Genomic DNA, 18,806 nt, shown 5'->3' with positions numbered 1-18,806 from the left:
TAAGAACTGAGGAAAGCGAAATGACTGACAAGCCTGGCTACCGTCGTCCGCAGGAAGGCACCCAGCCTGAGTACCTGCACCCGACGTATCAATCCACCAACCTGCGCTCGCCGTCCAAGCCGTTGGTGTTTCTGCCGCATTCGTTATCGGAGATCACCGGCCCGACCATTGGTGCCGAACGCGTCGCCGAGAAGGACAACGATCTGACTGCCCAGCACGACGGCGAACCGTTGGGCGAGCGCATCATCATTCACGGCCGCGTGCTTGACGAAAACGGGCTGCCGGTGCCGGGGATTCTGGTGGAGATCTGGCAGGCCAACGCCGCCGGTCGCTACAACCACCAGCGTGATCTGCACGACGCACCGCTGGACCCGAACTTCACCGGCACCGGCCGCACCGTGACCGACGCCGATGGCTGGTACCAGTTCCAGACCATCAAGCCAGGCGCTTACCCGTGGGGCAATCACCACAACGCGTGGCGTCCGGCGCACATTCACTTTTCGCTGTTCGGGCCGAGCATCCTCACTCGTCTGGTGACGCAGATGTATTTCCCCGGCGACCCGCTGCTGGCCTACGACCCGATCTACAACTGCGTGCCGGACACCTCGGCCAAGGAACGTTTGATCGCCGCTTTCGATCTGGAAAAAACCATTCCGTCCTACGCCCTCGGCTATCGCTGGGACATCGTCTTGCGCGGCCGCGATGCCACGCCGATGGAGAAATAAGATGACGCTGACTGCCACCACGTCCCACACCGTCGGGCCGTACTACCACATCGGCCTGACCTGGCTTAACCGCGAAAACCTCGCGGTCGAACAAACCCTCGGCGAGCGCGTGGCGATCACCGGCCAAGTTGTTGACGGCAACGGCGATGTGGTCAACGACGCGATGCTCGAAGTCTGGCAGGCCAACGCCGCCGGCAAGTACGCGCATCCGGAAGACGCGCAGGACAAACCGCTGGACCCGCATTTCGAAGGTTTCGGCCGGGTGCCGGTGGACGCCGAAGGGCGTTTCCGTTTCACCACGATCAAACCGGGCACGGTCGAAGGCCTGAAGGGCTCGACCCAGGCGCCGCACCTTGTGGTGCTGGTGTTTGCCCGTGGTTTGGTCAAGCACTTGCTGACGCGCATCTACTTTGAAGGCGACCCGGCCAACGTGAATGATCCGCTGCTCGAATGTGTACCGGCTGAGCGTCGTGCGACCTTGCTGGCGAAGCCGGATGCGGCGGGGGTTTATCAGTGGAATGTGATTTTGCAGGGCACTGACGCCGAGACGGTGTTCTTCGACTACTGAAGATCACCACACATCCCCTGTGGGAGCGAGCTTGCTCGCGAAGGCGTCATGTCAGGCAACATCGATGGTGACTGACACACTGCTTTCGCGAGCAAGCCCGCTCCCACAGGGGAATGGCTGTGTTGATGATTCATCGTGGAACGGGACTGTTGCGAAGTGTGTCTAGACTCTCACCTGTCCCCTCAGAGTAAAAAACAATGACAACTACCACCGCTCATTACACCGGCGAAGAGCGCAGCAAGCGCATCTTCGCGATTGTCGGTGCCTCGTCCGGCAACCTGGTCGAATGGTTCGACTTCTATGTCTACGCCTTTTGCGCAATCTATTTCGCCCCGGCGTTTTTCCCCTCCGATAACCCCACGGTGCAACTGGTCAACACGGCAGGGGTGTTCGCTGCCGGGTTCCTGATGCGCCCGATTGGTGGCTGGATTTTCGGTCGGCTGGCGGACAAGAAGGGCCGCAAGACCTCGATGATGATTTCGGTGCTGATGATGTGCTTCGGCTCGCTGCTCATCGCCTGCCTGCCGACTTATTCCAGCATTGGCGTCTGGGCGCCGCTGCTGTTGCTGTTCGCGCGTCTGCTGCAAGGTCTGTCGGTGGGGGGCGAATACGGCACCACCGCGACTTACATGAGTGAGGTCGCGCTCAAGGGGCAGCGCGGGTTCTTCGCCTCGTTCCAGTACGTGACCCTGATCGGCGGCCAGTTGCTGGCGGTGCTGCTGGTGGTGATCCTGCAGCAGTTCCTCAGCGAAGACGAACTGCGTGCCTATGGCTGGCGGATTCCGTTTGTGGTCGGTGCGGTGGCGGCGGTGATCTCGCTGTTCCTGCGTCGTTCGCTCAAAGAAACCACCAGCAAGGAAATGCGCGAGAACAAGGACGCCGGCAGCATCCGTGCGCTGTTCCGTGATCATAAAGCCGCGTTCATCACCGTGCTTGGTTACACCGCCGGTGGCTCGCTGATTTTCTACACCTTCACCACGTACATGCAGAAGTACCTGGTGAACACCGCCGGCATGCATGCCAAGACCGCCAGCTACATCATGACCGGCGCACTGTTCCTGTATATGTGCATGCAGCCGCTGTTCGGCATGCTCGCCGACAAGATCGGTCGACGTAATTCGATGCTCTGGTTCGGTGCGCTCGGCACGCTGTTCACCGTGCCGATCCTGTTGAGCCTGAAGAGCATCAGCAGCCCGGTTCTGGCCTTCGTGCTGATCACCGTGGCGCTGGCGATCGTCAGTTTCTACACCTCGATCAGCGGCCTGGTGAAAGCCGAAATGTTCCCGCCGGAAGTCCGCGCGCTCGGCGTGGGTCTGGCCTACGCGGTGGCCAACGCGATCTTCGGCGGTTCGGCCGAATACGTGGCCCTGAGCCTGAAAGCCGGGGGCATGGAAAACGCCTTCTACTGGTACGTTACGGTGATGATGGCAGTAGCGTTCCTGTTCAGCCTGCGCCTGCCGAAACAGGCGGCGTACTTGCACCACGATCTCTAAACCGATGCGCGCGGGCCGTGAAGGCCCGCGCCGGCAAGGACTGTTTATGACTCAGCGACCGGGCAATCAATTGTTCGATGCCTACTTTACTGCCCGCGATATGCGCGAAGTGTTCTGCGATCAGGGCCGGGTGCAGGCGATGCTCGACTTCGAAGCGGCGCTGGCCCGGGCCGAGGCGCGGGTCGGGGTAATTCCTTCCTCTGCCGTTGCCCCGATTGCCGCTGCATGCAACGCCGGTCTGTATGACTTCGCCGCGCTCGGTGACGCCATCGCCACGGCGGGCAATTCGGCGATTCCCTTGGTCAAGGCCTTGGGCAAGCAGATCGCTGCGACCGACGTCGAGGCCGAGCGTTATGTGCATCTGGGCGCCACCAGTCAGGACGTGATGGATTCCGGGCTGGTGCTGCAAATGCGTCAGGCGCTGGAACTGATCGACGCGGATCTGGCGCAACTGGCCAACGCGCTCGCTGCGCAGGCGCAGCGGCATGCGGCGACGCCACTGGCCGGGCGCACCTGGCTGCAACACGCGACACCGGTGACTCTGGGCATGAAAATCGCCGGTTGGCTTGGCGCGATGACCCGCAGCCGTCAGCGTCTGCGCGAGCTCAAGCCTCGTCTGTTGGTGCTGCAGTTTGGCGGTGCGTCCGGCACGCTCGCGGCGCTCGGCGGTCAGGCGTTGCCCATCGCCCAGGCCTTGGCCGAAGAACTGCAACTGACACTGCCCGAGCAACCGTGGCACACCCAGCGTGATCGCATCGTCGAGTTCGGCGCGGTACTCGGTTTGATCGCCGGCAGCCTCGGCAAACTCGGTCGCGACGTCAGCCTGTTGATGCAGACCGAGGCGGCGGAAGTATTCGAACCGTCGGCACCGGGCAAGGGCGGTTCGTCGACCATGCCGCACAAGCGCAATCCGGTCGGCGCGGCGGTATTGATCGGCGCGGCGACGCGGGTGCCGGGGCTGGTCTCGACGTTGTTCAGCGCCATGCCTCAGGAGCACGAACGCAGTCTCGGTCTGTGGCATGCCGAATGGGAAACCCTGCCGGAAATCTGTTGCCTGGTGTCCGGTGCGCTGCAACAGGCGCGCCTGCTGGCCGATGGTCTGGAGGTCGATGCCGAGCGCATGGCGCGCAACCTCGAATTGACCCAAGGGCTGGTGCTGGCCGAAGCGGTGAGCATCGTCCTCGCGCAACGGGTCGGGCGCGACACTGCGCATCATTTGCTCGAGCAGTGCTGCAAACGCGCGGTGGCCGAGCAGCGCCATCTGCGCGCGGTACTCGGCGACGAGCCGCAAGTGACTGCCGAACTGAGCAGTGCTGAACTGGATCATCTGCTTGACCCTGCGCATTACCTCGGCCAGGCCCAAGTCTGGGTCGCGCGCGCAGTGGCCGAACACAATGCTTTGACTGTCTGAAGGAGAGGGCTGTGGCTTTCGTTCAACTCGCCGATGGCGAACTGCACTATCAGATTCAAGGGCCTCAACTTCAAGGCCCGACCGATGCGCCGGTGCTGGTGCTGTCCAACTCGCTGGGCACCGACCTGCACATGTGGGACGCGCAGATGCCGGCGTTCACCGAGCACTTCCGCGTGCTGCGTTTCGACACCCGTGGTCACGGTCAATCGCTGGTGACGCCAGGGCCGTACAGCATCGAGCAACTGGGCCGTGACGTGCTGGGGCTGCTGGATGCGCTGCACATCGAGCGTGCGCATTTTTGCGGATTGTCGATGGGTGGCTTGATCGGCCAATGGCTGGGGATCCATGCCGGTCATCGTCTGCACAAACTGATCGTGTGCAACACCGCTGCGAAAATCGGCGATCCGTCGGTATGGAACCCGCGCATCGAAACCGTGCTGCGTGATGGCCCGGCAGCGATGGTTGCCCTGCGTGATGCGTCGATTGCGCGCTGGTTCACTCCGGACTTTTCCGCAGCCAATCCGGCTGCAGCGAAGAAGATCACCGACATGCTCGCGGCGACTTCGCCTGAAGGTTATGCGGCCAACTGTGCGGCGGTGCGTGACGCCGATTTCCGTGAGCAGTTGGCCTCGATCAACCTGCCGCTGCTGGTCATCGCCGGCACTGAAGACGCGGTGACGCCGCCGTCCGGTGGGCACTTCATTCAACAGCACGTGCGCGGCGCCGAGTACGCCGAGTTCTATGCCGCGCACCTGTCCAACGTGCAGGCCGGTGCGGATTTCAGTGATCGTGTATTGGCGTTTTTGAACGCTCAGTGAGGGAAAGTTTGTGGACGAGAAACAACGTTACGACGATGGCATGCAGGTACGCCGTGCGGTGTTGGGTGATGCGCATGTCGATCGCAGCCTGACCACGCTGACCGAGTTCAATTCGGAATTCCAGGAGATGATCACCCGCCACGCCTGGGGCGACATCTGGACCCGCCCGGGCCTGCCACGGCATACCCGCAGCCTGATCACCATCGCCATGCTGATCGGGATGAATCGCGAAGGTGAACTGAAACTGCATTTGCGCGCGGCGGCCAACAATGGTGTGAGCCGCGGCGAGATCAAGGAAGTGATCATGCAGAGCGCGATTTATTGCGGGATTCCGGCAGCCAATGCCACGTTCCATCTGGCGGAATCGGTGTGGGATGAGCTGGGAGTTGAATCCCGGGAGTGAGGGTGCCTGAGCCGACGCCTTCGCGAGCAGGCTCGCTCCCACAGGGAAATGCAGTCCAAATGTGGGAGCGGGCTTGCTCGCGAACGCGGCAGACGCCGTGATGCATCGTTCCATCTGGCGGAGTCGGTGTGGGATGAGCTGGGAGTCGAATCCCGGGAGTGAGGGTGCCTGGGCCGACGCCTTCGCGAGCAAGCCCGCTCCCACAGGGAAATGCAGTCCAAATGTGGGAGCGGGCTTGCTCGCGAACGCGGCAGACGCCGTGATGCATCGTTCCATCTGGCGGAATCGGTGTGGGATGAGCTGGGAGTTGAGTCCCGGGAGTGAGGGTGCCTGAGCCGACGCCTTCGCGAGCAGGCTCGCTCCCACAGGGAAATGCAGTCCAAATGTGGGAGCGGGCTTGCTCGCGAAAGCGGCAGGCGCCGTGATGCATCAATCAGCACATGCACTCAGACTCTGGCAATAATGAAAATCCGCTTGAACGGAAACAGCGTCTGCCCGTTGTTCTCCTGCGGATAATGTGCGTGCACCCGCATCAGGAAGTGGTAGATAAACCGCGCCTGCTCCTCTGAAGTCAGCGCCTGCATCACCGGCCTCAGCGCCGAGACCTTCACCCAGTCATAGATTGGCGACTTGCCGTCGACCACCTGCAATTGCTCGGTTTCCCAGATATCCAGCGATGTCGTCCGTGGCGCGAGCAAGCGGTAGTAATCCTCCAGCGTCAACAACGGTCGCGCCGCCATGCACCGGCGCAGTTGCGCTGTGCCCATCGGGGTGTGACCCGGACCTGCGTCTTCGAGGGTGTCGAGCATCAGGCGATACCACAGCGCATCGCGCCAGTCCGGCATGTGCAGCGCCAGACAACCGCCGGGGCGCAGATGCCCGAGCAGGCGCGGTAGCATTTGTTGATGATCGCCAATGAAGTGCAGCACCGCCGCCGCGAGCAGCAGGTCGGCCGGTTGTCCGGGGTGCCAATCGAGCAGGTCGCACTCTGTCCACTGGGCGCTGATCGGCAGGCAGCGTGCTTGATCAAGCATCTGTCGCGAACTGTCGACCCCGTGCAGCTGCGCACGCGGCCAGCGCTCGGCCAGCAATTGAGTGGCAATGCCGGTGCCGCAGCCGAGGTCGTAAATGCGTTTGGGGTCGTCCAGGTCGATACGGTCGAGCAATTCGTTGACCGGGCGTTGCCTGAGACGGGAAAACTGCTGGTACGCCTTGGCGTCCCAGTCGGGCGAGTCGTTGAGAGGAGTGATCATGAGGTGGTCCTCCGATGATCAGCAGTGTCTTCCGGTGACAATCTGGTCAAAGCTTGAGGACCAACAACTATGGATAACGGAAGCGGGGAGGGTGTGGCACCTGAGTCCTTCAGGTTTTTCCTACTCTACGCGAGGCCCCGCGAAGTGCTACAGATCCTGACGGATGGTGCAATTCCATTGTGGGAGCAGGCTTGTTCCCACAGCGGGATTGGTGTTTACAACAGGCTGATCGGGTAGCTGATGATCAGGCGGTTTTCGTCGAACTCGTTGTTGTTGAAGTCACGGCGTATGGTCGAGTTGCGCCAGCGCACGTTCAGGTCGCGCAGGGTGCCGCTCTGCACGGTGTAGCCCAGTTCCGATTCGCGCCCCCATTCCTTGCCGTCGGTGATGCTCCCGGTGTGCACATTGTCGCCGCTGATGTAGCGGTTCATCAGGGTCAGGCCGGGGATGCCAAGGGCGGCGAAGTTGTAGTCGTGGCGCACCTGCCATGATCGTTCCTGTGCATTGTCGTAGCTGGCGTTGTAGCTGTCGTTGGCCAGGGTGCCGCCGCTGGTGCCGTTAACGCGCATCCAGGCGCTGTCGCCGGTGAGTTTCTGCAGGCCGACATAGAAGGTGTTGCCGCCGTACCGGGCCGAAAACATCCCCGACCAGGTCTTGTTGTCCAGCTCACCGGCGCGGGCGCTGCCGTCGTCCTTGCCGTAGAAGAAGCCAAGGTTGGCACCCAGGGTCCAGTCGCCGAGTGGCTGGCTGTGGATCAAATTGACGTACTGCTGGCTGTAGATGTCCTTGAGTTCGGCGTTCCACAGGCCGATCTGCGTGCGTTTTTCGTTGAAAACGTACTCACCGCCCTGGAAGTTGAAGCGATCGGAGGTGAACGCCGGTTTTCCAAACATTGACATGTCGCTCATGCTGCTGTCGTCGCGCGGACTGTTGGCGCGCAACTGTCCGCCGTACAGGGTCAGCCCGTTGATTTCTTTGGAAGTGATCTGGCCGCCACGGAAGGTCTGCGGCAGCGAACGCCCGTCATCCGAACGCAGGATCGGCAGCACCGGCATCCATTCGCCGACCTTGATTTCGGTCTGCGACAGCTTGGCCTTGAACGCCACGTTGGTGCGACCGAAGTTGTCCGCCGGACGGCCGTCGTGGTCCAGCGGCAGCAACTGCGTGCCGCCGGTGCCTTTACCGCCATCGAGCTTGACCGAGTACAGGCCCAGCACGTCCATGCCGAAACCGACGGTGCCCTGGGTGAAGCCGGATTTGGCGTCGAGGATGAAGTTCTGCGTCCATTCTTCAGCCTTGCCCTGAGCCTTGGTCGGGTTGGTGAAGTTGCGGTTGATGTAGAAGTTGCGCAGGTTCAGGTTGGCGCTGGCGCCGTCGACAAAACCTGCTTCTTCGGCGACGGCGGGCAGCGCGGCGCCGGTCAGGGCCAGGGCGATCAGGCCGGGAAATGCATAAGGCGCAGGGGAGGTGGTCATGGGCTCGGGACTCTCTTGTTTTTGTAAGGCAAACGGCTTCGCTGCCACCGCTTTCGGGGCGCAGACAGGTGTTGATATTCAGAGGTAAAGCGGCGGCGATCAGCCGGACAAGGCAGGGCGCGGGGGCATGGTGTCGAACCTGTTGTTATTGGTTTTGTGGGTCGAATGGTGCGGGGCGCGGACGGATGGATTCAATTGGCTAAAGCGGGTTTTGGGCGATTATCGAACGCAAGATTGAGCCGGGTTTTGTAGTGATTGCCAAGGCCTCTTCGCGAGCCCAGACAACATCACTTTCTGGCGGGCAACAAAAAGCCCGCCAAAATGGCGGGCTCTCTCTGTTCACCGGATGATCAGAACAGCTTCATCTTCGGTGCTTCTTCTTTCAGCGGTTCGTTCTGCGCGGTTTGCGCATTCCAGCCACCGCCCAATGCCTTGTACAGGTTGACCGCACTGGTCAGCTGCGCGAGGCGGTCGGTGATCAGCGCCTGTTGCGCGCTGAACAGCTGACGCTGGGCATCGAGGAACGTCAGGTTGCTGTCGACACCGATACGGTAACGACGCTCGGCCAGACGGTAGTAATCCTGGTTGGCCGCGACGAAGTCACGCTGCGCTTGCAGCTGTTCGGTGTAGGTCTGACGTGCAGCCAGGCCGTCGGCGACTTCCTGGAAGGCGGTTTGAATCGACTTCTCGTAGTTCGCCACGCCAATGTCCTTCTGGATCTTGGCGTAGTCGAGGCTGGCGCGCAGGCTGCCGGCGTTGAAGATCGGCAGGTTGATCTGCGGCTGGAACAGCCACGTGCCCGAACCGCCCTTGAACAGGCCGGACAGGTCCGGGCTCAGGCTGCCCGCGTTGGCGGTCAGGCTGATGCTCGGGAAGAACGCTGCACGGGCGGCGCCGATGTTGGCGTTGGCGGCCTTCAGGTTGTACTCGGCCTGGAGGATGTCCGGACGACGTTGCAGCAGGTCCGAAGGCAGACCGGCCGGTACGTCGCTGAGCAGGTCATCCGACAGCGGTTTGGCCGCTTGCAGGTTGGCCGGGATACCGGTGCCGAGCAGCAGGGTCAGGCTGTTTTCGTCCTGAGCCACCTGACGGGTGTACTTGGCCAGTTGCGCCCGGGCGTTTTCCACCGAGGTGCGCGACTGCGCCAGGTCGAGTGCCGAGGCCACACCGACTTCGTTGCTGCGGCTGGTCAGCTTGTAGCTTTCCTCGAAGGCACCGAGGGTGTCCTGCGTCAGTTTGAGCAGTTCCTTGTCGGCCTGCCAGGTCAGGTAGGCGTTGGCCACGCTGGCCACCAGACTGATCTGGGTGCTGCGGCGCGCTTCTTCGGTGGCGAAGTATTGTTGCAACGCTTGTTCGCTCAGGCTGCGAACCCGACCGAACAGGTCGAGCTCATAGGCGCTGATGCCGACGGTCGCCGAATACTGGCTGGTGATCATCTCCTGGCCGGTACTCGAAGCCCTGGCCGGCAGTCGCTGACGGCTGCCGCTGGCGTTGGCCGAAACCGCCGGGAACAGATCAGCCCGCTGGATGCGGTATTGAGCCGCGTAAGCGTCGATGTTCAGCGCTGCGACCCGCAGGTCGCGGTTGTTTTCAAGCGAGACCTGAATCAGCTGTTGCAGGGCCGGGTCATGGAAAAACTGCTTCCAGCCCTGCTCGGCAGCGGCCTGCGCCGGTGCCTGGGCCGGCGAGTACGCCGACCCTTGCGGGTACTGACCTGCGACCGGAGCCTCAGGCTGCTGATAATCGGGTATCAGCGAGCAACCGCTCAGCACGAAGGCGGCGACTGCGATGGAGAGTAGCGACTTGCTCATTGGCCAGCCTCTTTAGGAGTTTCAGTTGTTTCATCCGGATCGGCGATTTTACGCTGGCCCATGGACGAAACCGTAACGAAGAACAGTGGGACCCAGAAGATCGCCAGGATCGTGGCCGTGAGCATACCGCCAATCACGCCGGTACCGATTGCGTGCTGGCTGCCTGAACCGGCGCCGGTGGAGATTGCCAACGGTACTACACCGAGGACGAACGCCAGCGAGGTCATGATGATCGGTCGCAGACGCATGCGGCACGCTTCGATCGCGGCATCGCGCAGACTTCGCCCTTGCTCGTGCAGCTCCTTGGCAAATTCGACGATCAGAATGGCGTTTTTAGCCGCCAGACCGATGGTCGTCAACAGACCCACCTGGAAGTACACGTCGTTGGACAGACCGCGCAGGCTGGTGGCCATCAGCGCACCGATGATCCCCAGCGGTACCACGAGCATAACGGCGATAGGAATCGACCAGCTTTCGTACAGCGCCGCCAGACACAGGAACACCATCAGCAGCGACAGGGCGTACAGCGCTGGCGCTTGCGAGCCGGACAGACGTTCCTCGTAGGACAGACCCGTCCAGGAGATACCGACACCGGCCGGCAGCTTCTTGGCAATCGCTTCGACTTCGGCCATCGCTTCACCGGTGGAATAACCCGGCGCCGGAGAACCGAGGATCTCCATCGCTTCTACACCGTTGTAACGCGCCAGTTTCGGCGATCCGTAAATCCACTCACCCTTGGCGAATGCGGAGAACGGCACCATGGTCCCGGTGCTGTTGCGCACATACCACTTCTTCAAGTCTTCAGGGCTCATGCGAGCACCGGCCTGACCTTGCACGTACACCTTCTTCACCCGACCACGGTCGATGAAGTCGTTGACGTAGCTACTACCGAAGGAAATCGACAGGGTGCTGTTGATGTCGGAAATGCTCACGCCGAGGGCGCGGGCTTTCGCATCGTCGATTTCCAGATGGTATTGCGGCTCGTCGTTCAGACCGTTCGGACGCACCTGGTAGAGCACCTTGCTCTGCGCGGCCATGCCGAGGAACTGATTACGCGCTTCCATCAGTTTTTCGTGACCGATACCGGCGCGGTCTTGCAGGAACACGTCGAAACCGGTGGCGTTACCCAACTCCAGTACTGCCGGCGGGGCGAAGGCAAACACCATCGCATCGCGGAAGCTGAAGAAGTGTTGCTGCGCACGCTGAGCCAGGGCAAACACGCTGTTGCTCGAATCACGCTCGTGCCACGGCTTGAGCATGATGAACGCCAGACCCGAGCTCTGACCACGACCGGCGAAGTTGAAGCCGTTCACGGTGAACACCGAAGCCACCGCGCCGGACTCTTTCTCCAGCAGGTAGGAACGCATTTCGTCGATCACCACCTGTGTCCGCTCGGCACTGGAGCCGGCCGGAGTCTGCACCTGGGCGAACAGTACGCCCTGGTCTTCTTCGGGCAGGAATGCGGTCGGAATGCGGGTGAACAGCCAGATCATGCCAACCACGATCAACAGGTAGGCCAGCAGGTACGGCGCCTTGCGTGACAGCATGTTGCCGACACCGCGCTCGTAGCTTCTGACGCCGCTGTCGAAGGTGCGGTTGAACCAGCCGAAGAAACCTTTTTTCGGCGTGCCGTGCTCGCCTTTCGGAATCGCCTTGAGCATGGTGGCGCACAGCGCCGGGGTGAAAATCAGCGCAACCATGACCGACAGGGCCATGGCCGAGACAATGGTGATCGAGAACTGCTTGTAGATCACACCGGTGGAACCGCTGAAGAACGCCATCGGCAACAGTACCGCCGACAGTACCAGGGCAATACCGACCAGGGCGCCCTGAATCTGGCCCATGGACTTCTTGGTCGCCTCTTTCGGTGACAAGCCTTCCTCGCTCATCACCCGCTCGACGTTTTCCACCACGACGATGGCGTCGTCCACCAGCAAGCCGATGGCCAGCACCATGCCGAACATGGTCAGGGTGTTGATGCTGAAACCAAAGGCCGCGAGGATCCCGAACGTACCGAGCAATACCACCGGCACGGTCATAGTGGTGATGACGGTGGCGCGGAAGTTCTGCAGGAACAGGAACATCACCAGGAACACCAGCACGATTGCTTCGACCAGGGTTTCAACCACACCTTTGATCGACTCGGTCACCACCGGGGTGGTGTCGTACGGGAATACCACTTCCATGCCTTGCGGGAAGAACGGGCTGAGCTCGTCGATGGTTTTACGCAGGGCCTTGGCGGTGTCCAGGGCGTTGGCGCCGTTGGCCAGCTTGACCGCCAGACCGGACGACGGCTTGCCGTTGAACTGCGCCGAGATGGTCGAGTTTTCGCCACCCAGACCGACGTCGGCGACGTCGCCGATGTGCACTTGCGAGCCGTCCTGGTTGACCTTCAGCAGAATCGCCTTGAACTGCTCGGCAGTCTGCAGACGGGTCTTGCCGATGATCGTGGCGTTCAATTGCTGGCCAGGCAGCGCCGGCAAACCGCCGAGCTGACCGGAGGACACCTGGACGTTCTGCGCCGAAATGGCAGTGCTGACGTCAGCCGGGGTCAGGTTGTACTTGTTCAACTTGGCCGGGTCGAGCCAGATGCGCATCGCGTACTGGGCACCGAAGACCTGGAAGTCACCGACACCGGCGGTCCGCGAGATCGGGTCCTGCATGTTCGACACGATGTAGTTGGACAGGTCGTCCTTGGTCATGCTGCCGTCACGCGACACCACGCCGATCACCAGCAGGAAGTTCTTCACTGCCTTGGTCACGCGGATACCCTGTTGCTGCACTTCCTGCGGCAGCAACGGGGTGGCCAGGTTCAGCTTGTTCTGAACCTGGACCTGCGCGGTGTCGGAGTTGGTGCCTTGCTCGAAGGTCGCAGTGATGGTCATGCTGCCGTCGGAGTTACTTTCCGAGGACACATAACGCAGGTTGTCGATACCGTTGAGCTGCTGCTCGATCACCTGAACCACGGTGTCCTGAACCGTTTGTGCCGAAGCACCCGGGTAGGTCACGGAGATCGCGATGGCCGGAGGCGCAATGCTCGGGTACTGGTTGATCGGCAATTTCAGGATCGATAGAGCCCCGACCAACATGATCACCAGGGCAATTACCCAGGCGAAAATCGGACGGTCGATAAAAAATTTCGACATGAGTTACTCCCCTTTGCCGCCGTAGGCTTTGTCATCTGCCTTGGCGGGTGCCGGGTTCTTGGCTACGTTAGTCGCTTCAGTCGGGTTGACCTGAACACCTGGGCGAACGAATTGCAGGCCTTCCGTGATCAGACGATCGCCGGCTTTCAGGCCGTCTTCGATCAGCCACTGGCTGCCGACAGTGCGGCTGGCCTTGAGCTGACGCAGTTCGACCTTGTTGTCGGCGCCGACGACCAGTGCGGTCGGGGTGCCCTTGAGGTCACGGGTCACGCCTTGTTGCGGCGCCAGAATGGCGGCGGCGTTGACCCCGGCCTGCAACTGGGCGCGCACGAACATGCCTGGCAGCAGGGTGTGATCCGGGTTCGGGAACACGGCGCGCAGGGTCACGGAACCGGTAGTCGGATCAACCGACACTTCGGAGAACTCCAGCTTACCGTCGAGCTTGTACTGGCTGCCGTCTTCCAGGGTCAGCTTGACCGCTGCCGAGTTGTCACCCGCCTTTTGCAGGCGACCGCTTTCCAGCTCACGGCGCAGTTCCAGCAGTTCAACCGAGGACTGGGTGACGTCGACGTAGATCGGGTCCAGTTGCTGGATCGTCGCCATCGCGTCGGCCTGGCCATTGCTGACCAATGCGCCTTCGGTCACCGAAGAGCGGCCGATACGACCGGAGATCGGCGCGTAGACCTTGGTGTAACGCACGTTGATCTGCGCGCTCTGCAAGGAGGCTTCCGATTCCATGCGGTTGGACACGGCGGTGTCGTATTCCTGACGGCTGACGGCCTGCTCATCGACCAGTTGCTTGTAGCGGTCGGAGATCGACTTGGTCGAACGCAGGTTGGCTTCGGCGCTTTTCAGGGTCGCTTCATAGACCGACGGATCGATCTGATACAGCTGCTGGCCGGCCTTGACGTCGCCGCCTTCCTTGAACAGACGCTTGAGAATGATGCCGTTGACCTGTGGTCGAACTTCAGCGATGCGGTACGCGCTGGTGCGGCCCGGCAGTTCGGACGTCAGGGTGAACGCTTGTGGTTGCAGGGTGACGACGCCGACCTGAGGAGGCGGAGCGGCCGGGGCCGCTTCTTCCTTTTTACATCCGCTGAGCAGCGATGCCAGGGCGACGGCAGTGACCAGAGCGGTAACAGCTGGCTTGAATTGCATGAAGATCCTCGGGTCAGGCGCGCAAAATGCGCACAAGAAGTGTGGAAGGGTAAAAAAATCGGGTCGAGTGGATAAGTAGCTTGCTAAGGAATATACTTACGTTCATGGTTGTTTGTAAACACCTTGGCTTCGTACCCACCCTGTTACAAAAGTCGTCGCAAGGTTTGAAATTGTAGGCCGGGGAGCCGATTCGTGAGAGATCGGCCCCTTCTTTATTCAGCGGATAGTCAGCCATCCCTGAAACATCCTGTTTGAGGTTTTACTGCCATGGTCCGTCGTACCAAAGAGGAAGCTCAGGAAACGCGAAGCCAGATTCTCGAAGCGGCCGAGAAAGCGTTTTATGAAAGGGGCGTGGCCCGCACGACCCTGGCGGATATCGCGACAATGGCCGGCGTCACGCGCGGGGCCATTTATTGGCATTTCAGCAACAAGGCCGATCTGGTGCAGGCCATGCTCGATAGCCTGCATGAGCCGCTGGATGAGCTGGCCAAGGCCAGCGAGAGCGAGGACGAACTCGATCCGCTGGGCTGCATGCGCAAACTGTTGATTCATCTGTTCCATCAGGTTGCCCTGGATCCGAAGACCCGTCGCATCAACGAGATTCTGTTTCATAAGTGCGAATTCACCGATGAAATGTGCGATCTGCGCCAGCAGCGCCGGACGGCCAGTCTCGAATGCAACCTGCGCATTGGCCTGACCCTGCGTAATGCGGTAAATCGCGGCCAGTTGCCGGAAGATCTCGACACTGTCCGTGCGGCCATCAGCATTCATGCCTATATCGATGGCCTTCTGTATGGATGGCTATTGGCGCCCGACAGCTTTGAATTGCATGTCGAGGCCGAGCGTTGGGTCGATACAGGGTTGGATATGCTGCGCCTGAGCCCCAGCCTGCGCAAATGAAACAAAATGCGTAATTGGCACAGGTTATGTCAATCGGCCTGCTTTTATATACACCTGAACCGCGAGTTTAAACGTAGCGAGCTACGGATTTTGTAGGGATTTTGTGTCGTCCCTGTGAACGAATGTTAGCTGTGGTCAATGACGACAGTCCCAACAAATGTCGACATCACCAAGATGCCGGGGTGGGAGCTCCAGCTGTTGCGAGACAAACCCAAAAAGAAGCCCCCGACTCTCACAAGTCGGGGGCTTTTGCGTTTCTGCGGTTTGGCTTACAGCGTTGGGTAGTCGATGTAGCCGACCGGGCCTTTGCCATAGAACAGTTCCGGACGTGCATCGTTGAGCGGTGCATCGGCTTTCAGGCGTGCCGGCAGGTCCGGGTTGGCAATGAACGGTACGCCGAAGGCCACCGCGTCAGCCTTGCCTTCAGCCAGCCACGCATTGGCGCTGTCCTTGGTGAAGCGTTCGTTGGCGATGTACGCGCCGCCGAACGCTTCTTTCAGTTGTGGGCCGAGGCTGTCGGCGCCTTCTTTTTCGCGGGAGCAGATGAAGGCGATGCCGCGCTTGCCCAGCTCGCGAGCGACGTAGGTGAACGTCTCGGCGAGGTTGTCGTCACCCATGTCGTGGGAGTCGGCGCGGGGTGCCAGGTGCACGCCGACACGGCCGGCGCCCCAGACTTCGATCGCCGCGTCAGTCACTTCGAGCAGCAGACGCGCACGGTTCTCCAGGGAGCCGCCGTAGTTGTCGGCGCGCTGGTTGGTGCTGCTTTGCAGGAACTGGTCGAGCAGGTAGCCGTTGGCGCCGTGGATTTCCACGCCGTCGAAACCGGCGGCCTTGGCGTTCTCGGCACCGGTGCGGTAGGCGTCGACGATCTCGGCGATTTCAGCGGTCTCCAGCGCGCGCGGGGTCGGGTAGTCGGCCAGTGGGCGCACCAGGCTGACGTGACCTTTGGGCTGGATGGCGCTCGGAGCGACCGGTGTTTCACCGTTGAGGTACGTGGGGTGTGAGATCCGGCCGACGTGCCACAGCTGCAGGACGATCTTGCCGCCAGCGGCGTGTACGGCCTTGGTCACGTTGGTCCAGCCGCGCACCTGATCGTTGGACCAGATGCCCGGGGTGTCCGGGTAGCCGACGCCCAGCGGGGTTACCGAAGTGGCCTCGCTGAGAATCAGGCCGGCGGAGGCACGTTGTACGTAGTATTCGGCCATCAGCGCGTTCGGCACGCGGCCTTCGTCGGCGCGGCAGCGGGTCAGCGGGGCCATGATGATGCGGTTGGACAGCTCGAGGTCGCCCAGTTTGATCGGATCGAAAATAGTTGCCATGTGTACAACCCTCGTCAGTGAAGTGGTTAATCAGTGGGTAGCAGTGGCCAGGCCGGCAGCGCCGTTCTGACGGAAAGTGATCAGGGTCACCAGCAGCGCGAGGACCGCCAGGGCTGCCGCAGCCAGGGGCACGCTGGTCAGGCCGAAACCGTGGGCGATGACGCTGCCGCCGACCCAGGCGCCGAGGGCGTTGCCGATGTTGAAAGCGCCGATGTTCAGGGTCGATACCAGGTTCGGTGCCGCCTTGCCGAAGGTCACCACGTTGACTTGCAGCGCCGGCACGGCGGCAAAGGAGGCGGTGGCCCAAAGGAACAGGGTGATTTCCGTCGGGATCAGCGAGGCGCTGGTCCAGCTGAGCACGGTGGACACCACCGCCATCGCCACGAACACGCCGATCAGGGTGGCGCCCAGGCGCTTGTCCGCCAGTTTGCCGCCGATGATGTTGCCCACGGTCAGACCCAGGCCGATCAGCAGCAGGGTCCAGGTCACGCCTTTTGGCGAGACGCCGGTGACATCGCCCAGCAGCGGCGCGACGTAGGTGAAGAGGGTGAACATCGATGCGGCGAACAGCGCGGTCATGCTCAGCGACAGCCAGATGCCGGCGCCTTTGAGGGCGGCGAGTTCGGCGCGCATGTCGAGTTTTTCTTCGTCACGCTTGGCCGGCAGAAAGCGGATCAGGCCGATCAGCGCAACCACACCAATCACGGTCACGGCCCAGAAGGTCGAACGCCAGCCGGCTTCCTGACCCAGCGCGGTACCCAGCGGCACGCCGAGTACGTTGGCCAGGGTCAGGCCGGTGAACATCAACGCCACGGCGGACGCCCGTTTGTTCGGCGCCACCAGCCCGGCGGCTACTACAGAACCGATGCCGAAGAACGCACCGTGGCACAGCGCGGTGACGACACGGGCAAACATCAGCACGTTGTAGTCACTGGCGATGGCGCACAGCAGGTTACCGACGATGAAAATCCCCATCAGCGCTACCAGTGCCGCCTTGCGCGGCAGTCTGGCGGTGGCCAGTGCCATGAAAGGCGCACCGATGGCTACGCCCAGGGCGTAACCGGTCACCAGCCAGCCGGCGCCCGGAATCGACACACCCAGATCAGCCGCCACATCGGGCAGCAGGCCCATGATGACGAACTCGGTGGTGCCAATGGCGAAGGCGCTCAAGGCCAGAATGAGTAGCGAGAGGGGCATTTGAATCAATTCCTTGTGGGAGCGCTAAGCTCTTTGACGATGGCGTCGAGGAACGCTTGAATCACGTCCTCGTTGCGTTTGAAGAAGTGCCACTGGCCGGCTTTCTGGCTGCTGATCAGGCCGGCGCGTTGCAGGGTCGCCAGATGAGCGGAAACGGTCGACTGCGACAGGCCGCAGCGTTGATCGATCTGCCCGGCGCAGATGCCGTACTCGTGGTTGTGCAGCTGTTCCGGAAACTCGGCTTTGGGGTCTTTCAGCCAGATGAGGATGTCTCGCCGTACTGGGTGTGCCAGGGCTTTTATTATTTCGTCGAGGTCGAGGTTCATGGCTTTGTGCTCGTGATGTGTAGCGCTATATCGCGATGAGGCGAACTTTAAATCGGTATTTCGCGATATACCAATATGAATTTGATCTGACGACCGCATAAATCGGTATATCGGGTTATAACGATATGTGTGGTGTAACGATGAAAGCGCGCAGTGCTAAGCTGCGCCCATGAACTATCTCGCACATTTGCACCTCGGAGGCCAGCGCCCCGAGCAATTACTCGGCAGTCTGTATGGCGATTTCGTCAAAGGACGGCTGCAGGGGCAGTTTGCGCCGCAGATTGAGGCGGCGATTCAGTTGCACCGGCGCATTGATGTGTTCACCGATCGCCACCCGTTGGTGGACACCGCGCTCGGGCGCTTTTCGCAGACTCGTCGGCGTTACGCCGGGATCGTCCTCGATGTGTTTTTTGACCATTGCCTGGCGCGCGACTGGACGCTGTACGCCGATCAGCCGCTGGAGCAGTTCACGGCCGACGTTTACCGGGTGCTGTCGAGTGAACGGCAGTTGCCCGAGCGCCTGGCGCAGATTGCACCGCACATGGTCGCCAATGACTGGCTGGGTTCGTATCTTCAGTTCGAAGTGCTGGAGCAGGTACTGCGCGGGATCTCCCGGCGCCTGACCCGGCCCGAGGAACTGGCGGGGGCGATGCAGGAGTTGCGGCGCTTGTATGAGCCGCTCAGCGAAGACTTCCGCCTGTTCTACCCGCAACTTCAAGAATTTGCACAAACCTCGGCAACACAGTAACCCCCTGTGGGAGCGGGCTTGCTCGCGAATGCGCTGGATCATCCATCAAAAATGT

16 protein-coding genes are annotated in these 18,806 nt (G+C 61.4%); 8 read left to right on the top strand and 8 right to left on the bottom strand.

Annotated elements, in window-relative coordinates:
* Positions 1 to 20 precede the first annotated feature (20 nt).
* The 6 genes from pcaH (at position 21) to pcaC (ending at position 5,418) form a co-directional block, all read left to right on the top strand.
* A complete protein-coding gene (gene pcaH / locus U862_RS0112665) occupies positions 21 to 725 on the top strand; it encodes a protocatechuate 3,4-dioxygenase subunit beta (RefSeq protein ID WP_025110743.1) in 705 nt (234 codons plus the stop codon).
* A 1-nt stretch (position 726) separates the two neighbouring features.
* Entirely contained in the window at positions 727 to 1,293 is a 567-nt protein-coding gene (pcaG, locus tag U862_RS0112660; RefSeq protein ID WP_025110742.1) for a protocatechuate 3,4-dioxygenase subunit alpha, read from the top strand.
* Positions 1,294 to 1,490: 197 nt separating this feature from the next.
* On the top strand, positions 1,491 to 2,786 hold the full coding sequence (locus U862_RS0112655) for an MFS family transporter (protein ID WP_025110741.1): 1,296 nt from the start codon (positions 1,491 to 1,493) through the stop codon (positions 2,784 to 2,786).
* A gap of 46 nt (positions 2,787 to 2,832) precedes the next feature.
* Complete coding sequence (locus U862_RS0112650; protein WP_025110740.1) at positions 2,833 to 4,197, top strand: 3-carboxy-cis,cis-muconate cycloisomerase; 1,365 nt, start codon at positions 2,833 to 2,835, stop codon at positions 4,195 to 4,197.
* A gap of 11 nt (positions 4,198 to 4,208) precedes the next feature.
* On the top strand, positions 4,209 to 5,015 hold the full coding sequence (gene pcaD, locus U862_RS0112645) for a 3-oxoadipate enol-lactonase (RefSeq protein WP_025110739.1): 807 nt from the start codon (positions 4,209 to 4,211) through the stop codon (positions 5,013 to 5,015).
* Between the two features lie 10 nt (positions 5,016 to 5,025).
* Positions 5,026 to 5,418 carry a 4-carboxymuconolactone decarboxylase gene (pcaC, locus tag U862_RS0112640; RefSeq protein ID WP_025110738.1) on the top strand — a complete coding sequence of 131 codons (393 nt, stop codon included), beginning with the start codon at positions 5,026 to 5,028 and terminating at the stop codon, positions 5,416 to 5,418.
* Positions 5,419 to 5,864: 446 nt separating this feature from the next.
* Here pcaC and U862_RS0112635 read toward each other — a convergent pair whose 3' ends face one another.
* From U862_RS0112635 to emhA, 5 genes are all read right to left on the bottom strand, one after another.
* Entirely contained in the window at positions 5,865 to 6,671 is an 807-nt protein-coding gene (locus U862_RS0112635) for a methyltransferase (RefSeq protein ID WP_025110737.1), read from the bottom strand.
* 215 nt (positions 6,672 to 6,886) lie between these two features.
* On the bottom strand, positions 6,887 to 8,146 hold the full coding sequence (locus tag U862_RS0112630) for an OprD family porin (protein ID WP_025110736.1): 1,260 nt from the start codon (positions 8,144 to 8,146) through the stop codon (positions 6,887 to 6,889).
* A gap of 350 nt (positions 8,147 to 8,496) precedes the next feature.
* Positions 8,497 to 9,957, bottom strand: coding sequence for an efflux RND transporter outer membrane subunit EmhC (gene emhC, locus U862_RS0112625; RefSeq protein WP_025110735.1), 1,461 nt, complete (start codon positions 9,955 to 9,957; stop codon positions 8,497 to 8,499).
* Complete coding sequence (gene emhB / locus U862_RS0112620) at positions 9,954 to 13,103, bottom strand: efflux RND transporter permease subunit EmhB (protein ID WP_025110734.1); 3,150 nt, start codon at positions 13,101 to 13,103, stop codon at positions 9,954 to 9,956. Before emhB ends, emhC begins: the two co-directional genes overlap by 4 nt.
* A gap of 3 nt (positions 13,104 to 13,106) precedes the next feature.
* Entirely contained in the window at positions 13,107 to 14,261 is a 1,155-nt protein-coding gene (gene emhA / locus U862_RS0112615) for an efflux RND transporter periplasmic adaptor subunit EmhA (protein WP_025110733.1), read from the bottom strand.
* Positions 14,262 to 14,528: 267 nt separating this feature from the next.
* On the opposite strand from emhA, the gene emhR reads away from it, so the two are divergent.
* A complete protein-coding gene (emhR, locus tag U862_RS0112610; protein ID WP_025110732.1) occupies positions 14,529 to 15,161 on the top strand; it encodes an efflux system transcriptional repressor EmhR in 633 nt (210 codons plus the stop codon).
* Positions 15,162 to 15,430: 269 nt separating this feature from the next.
* Here emhR and U862_RS0112605 read toward each other — a convergent pair whose 3' ends face one another.
* Genes U862_RS0112605 through U862_RS0112595 form a run of 3 tightly spaced genes read right to left on the bottom strand, consistent with a single transcriptional unit; the run spans position 15,431 to position 18,003 of the window.
* Positions 15,431 to 16,480 (bottom strand): alkene reductase, encoded by a 1,050-nt coding sequence (locus U862_RS0112605; RefSeq protein ID WP_025110731.1) that lies wholly within the window; start codon positions 16,478 to 16,480, stop codon positions 15,431 to 15,433.
* 30 nt (positions 16,481 to 16,510) lie between these two features.
* The gene (locus U862_RS0112600) at positions 16,511 to 17,677 is read right to left on the bottom strand and encodes an MFS transporter (protein WP_025110730.1); all 1,167 of its coding nucleotides are present in this window, start codon (positions 17,675 to 17,677) and stop codon (positions 16,511 to 16,513) included.
* 5 nt (positions 17,678 to 17,682) lie between these two features.
* A complete protein-coding gene (locus tag U862_RS0112595; protein ID WP_025110729.1) occupies positions 17,683 to 18,003 on the bottom strand; it encodes a helix-turn-helix transcriptional regulator in 321 nt (106 codons plus the stop codon).
* A gap of 169 nt (positions 18,004 to 18,172) precedes the next feature.
* Here U862_RS0112595 and U862_RS0112590 point away from each other — a divergent pair, with 169 nt between their 5' ends.
* Positions 18,173 to 18,751, top strand: a complete 579-nt coding sequence (locus U862_RS0112590) for an ACP phosphodiesterase (protein ID WP_025110728.1) — start codon at positions 18,173 to 18,175, stop codon at positions 18,749 to 18,751.
* The last annotated feature ends 55 nt before the right edge of the window (positions 18,752 to 18,806 follow it).

The organism is Pseudomonas sp. H1h (assembly GCF_000633255.1).
Taxonomy (GTDB): Bacteria; Pseudomonadota; Gammaproteobacteria; order Pseudomonadales; family Pseudomonadaceae; genus Aquipseudomonas.
This window is presented reverse-complemented; position numbering and strand designations above follow the sequence as displayed.

Bases quoted from the DNA above. Each gene is read 5' to 3' on its own strand.
- emhA (WP_025110733.1), bottom strand. From the start codon at position 14,261: ATGCAATTCAAGCCAGCTGTTACCGCTCTGGTCACTGCCGTCGCCCTG.
- pcaG (WP_025110742.1), top strand. From the start codon at position 727: ATGACGCTGACTGCCACCACGTCCCACACCGTCGGGCCGTACTACCAC.
- emhC (WP_025110735.1), bottom strand. From the start codon at position 9,957: ATGAGCAAGTCGCTACTCTCCATCGCAGTCGCCGCCTTCGTGCTGAGC.
- emhR (WP_025110732.1), top strand. From the start codon at position 14,529: ATGGTCCGTCGTACCAAAGAGGAAGCTCAGGAAACGCGAAGCCAGATT.
- U862_RS0112655 (WP_025110741.1), top strand. From the start codon at position 1,491: ATGACAACTACCACCGCTCATTACACCGGCGAAGAGCGCAGCAAGCGC.
- emhB (WP_025110734.1), bottom strand. From the start codon at position 13,103: ATGTCGAAATTTTTTATCGACCGTCCGATTTTCGCCTGGGTAATTGCC.
- U862_RS0112650 (WP_025110740.1), top strand. From the start codon at position 2,833: ATGACTCAGCGACCGGGCAATCAATTGTTCGATGCCTACTTTACTGCC.
- U862_RS0112590 (WP_025110728.1), top strand. From the start codon at position 18,173: ATGAACTATCTCGCACATTTGCACCTCGGAGGCCAGCGCCCCGAGCAA.
- U862_RS0112635 (WP_025110737.1), bottom strand. From the start codon at position 6,671: ATGATCACTCCTCTCAACGACTCGCCCGACTGGGACGCCAAGGCGTAC.
- U862_RS0112605 (WP_025110731.1), bottom strand. From the start codon at position 16,480: ATGGCAACTATTTTCGATCCGATCAAACTGGGCGACCTCGAGCTGTCC.
- U862_RS0112630 (WP_025110736.1), bottom strand. From the start codon at position 8,146: ATGACCACCTCCCCTGCGCCTTATGCATTTCCCGGCCTGATCGCCCTG.
- U862_RS0112595 (WP_025110729.1), bottom strand. From the start codon at position 18,003: ATGAACCTCGACCTCGACGAAATAATAAAAGCCCTGGCACACCCAGTA.
- pcaH (WP_025110743.1), top strand. From the start codon at position 21: ATGACTGACAAGCCTGGCTACCGTCGTCCGCAGGAAGGCACCCAGCCT.
- U862_RS0112600 (WP_025110730.1), bottom strand. From the start codon at position 17,677: ATGCCCCTCTCGCTACTCATTCTGGCCTTGAGCGCCTTCGCCATTGGC.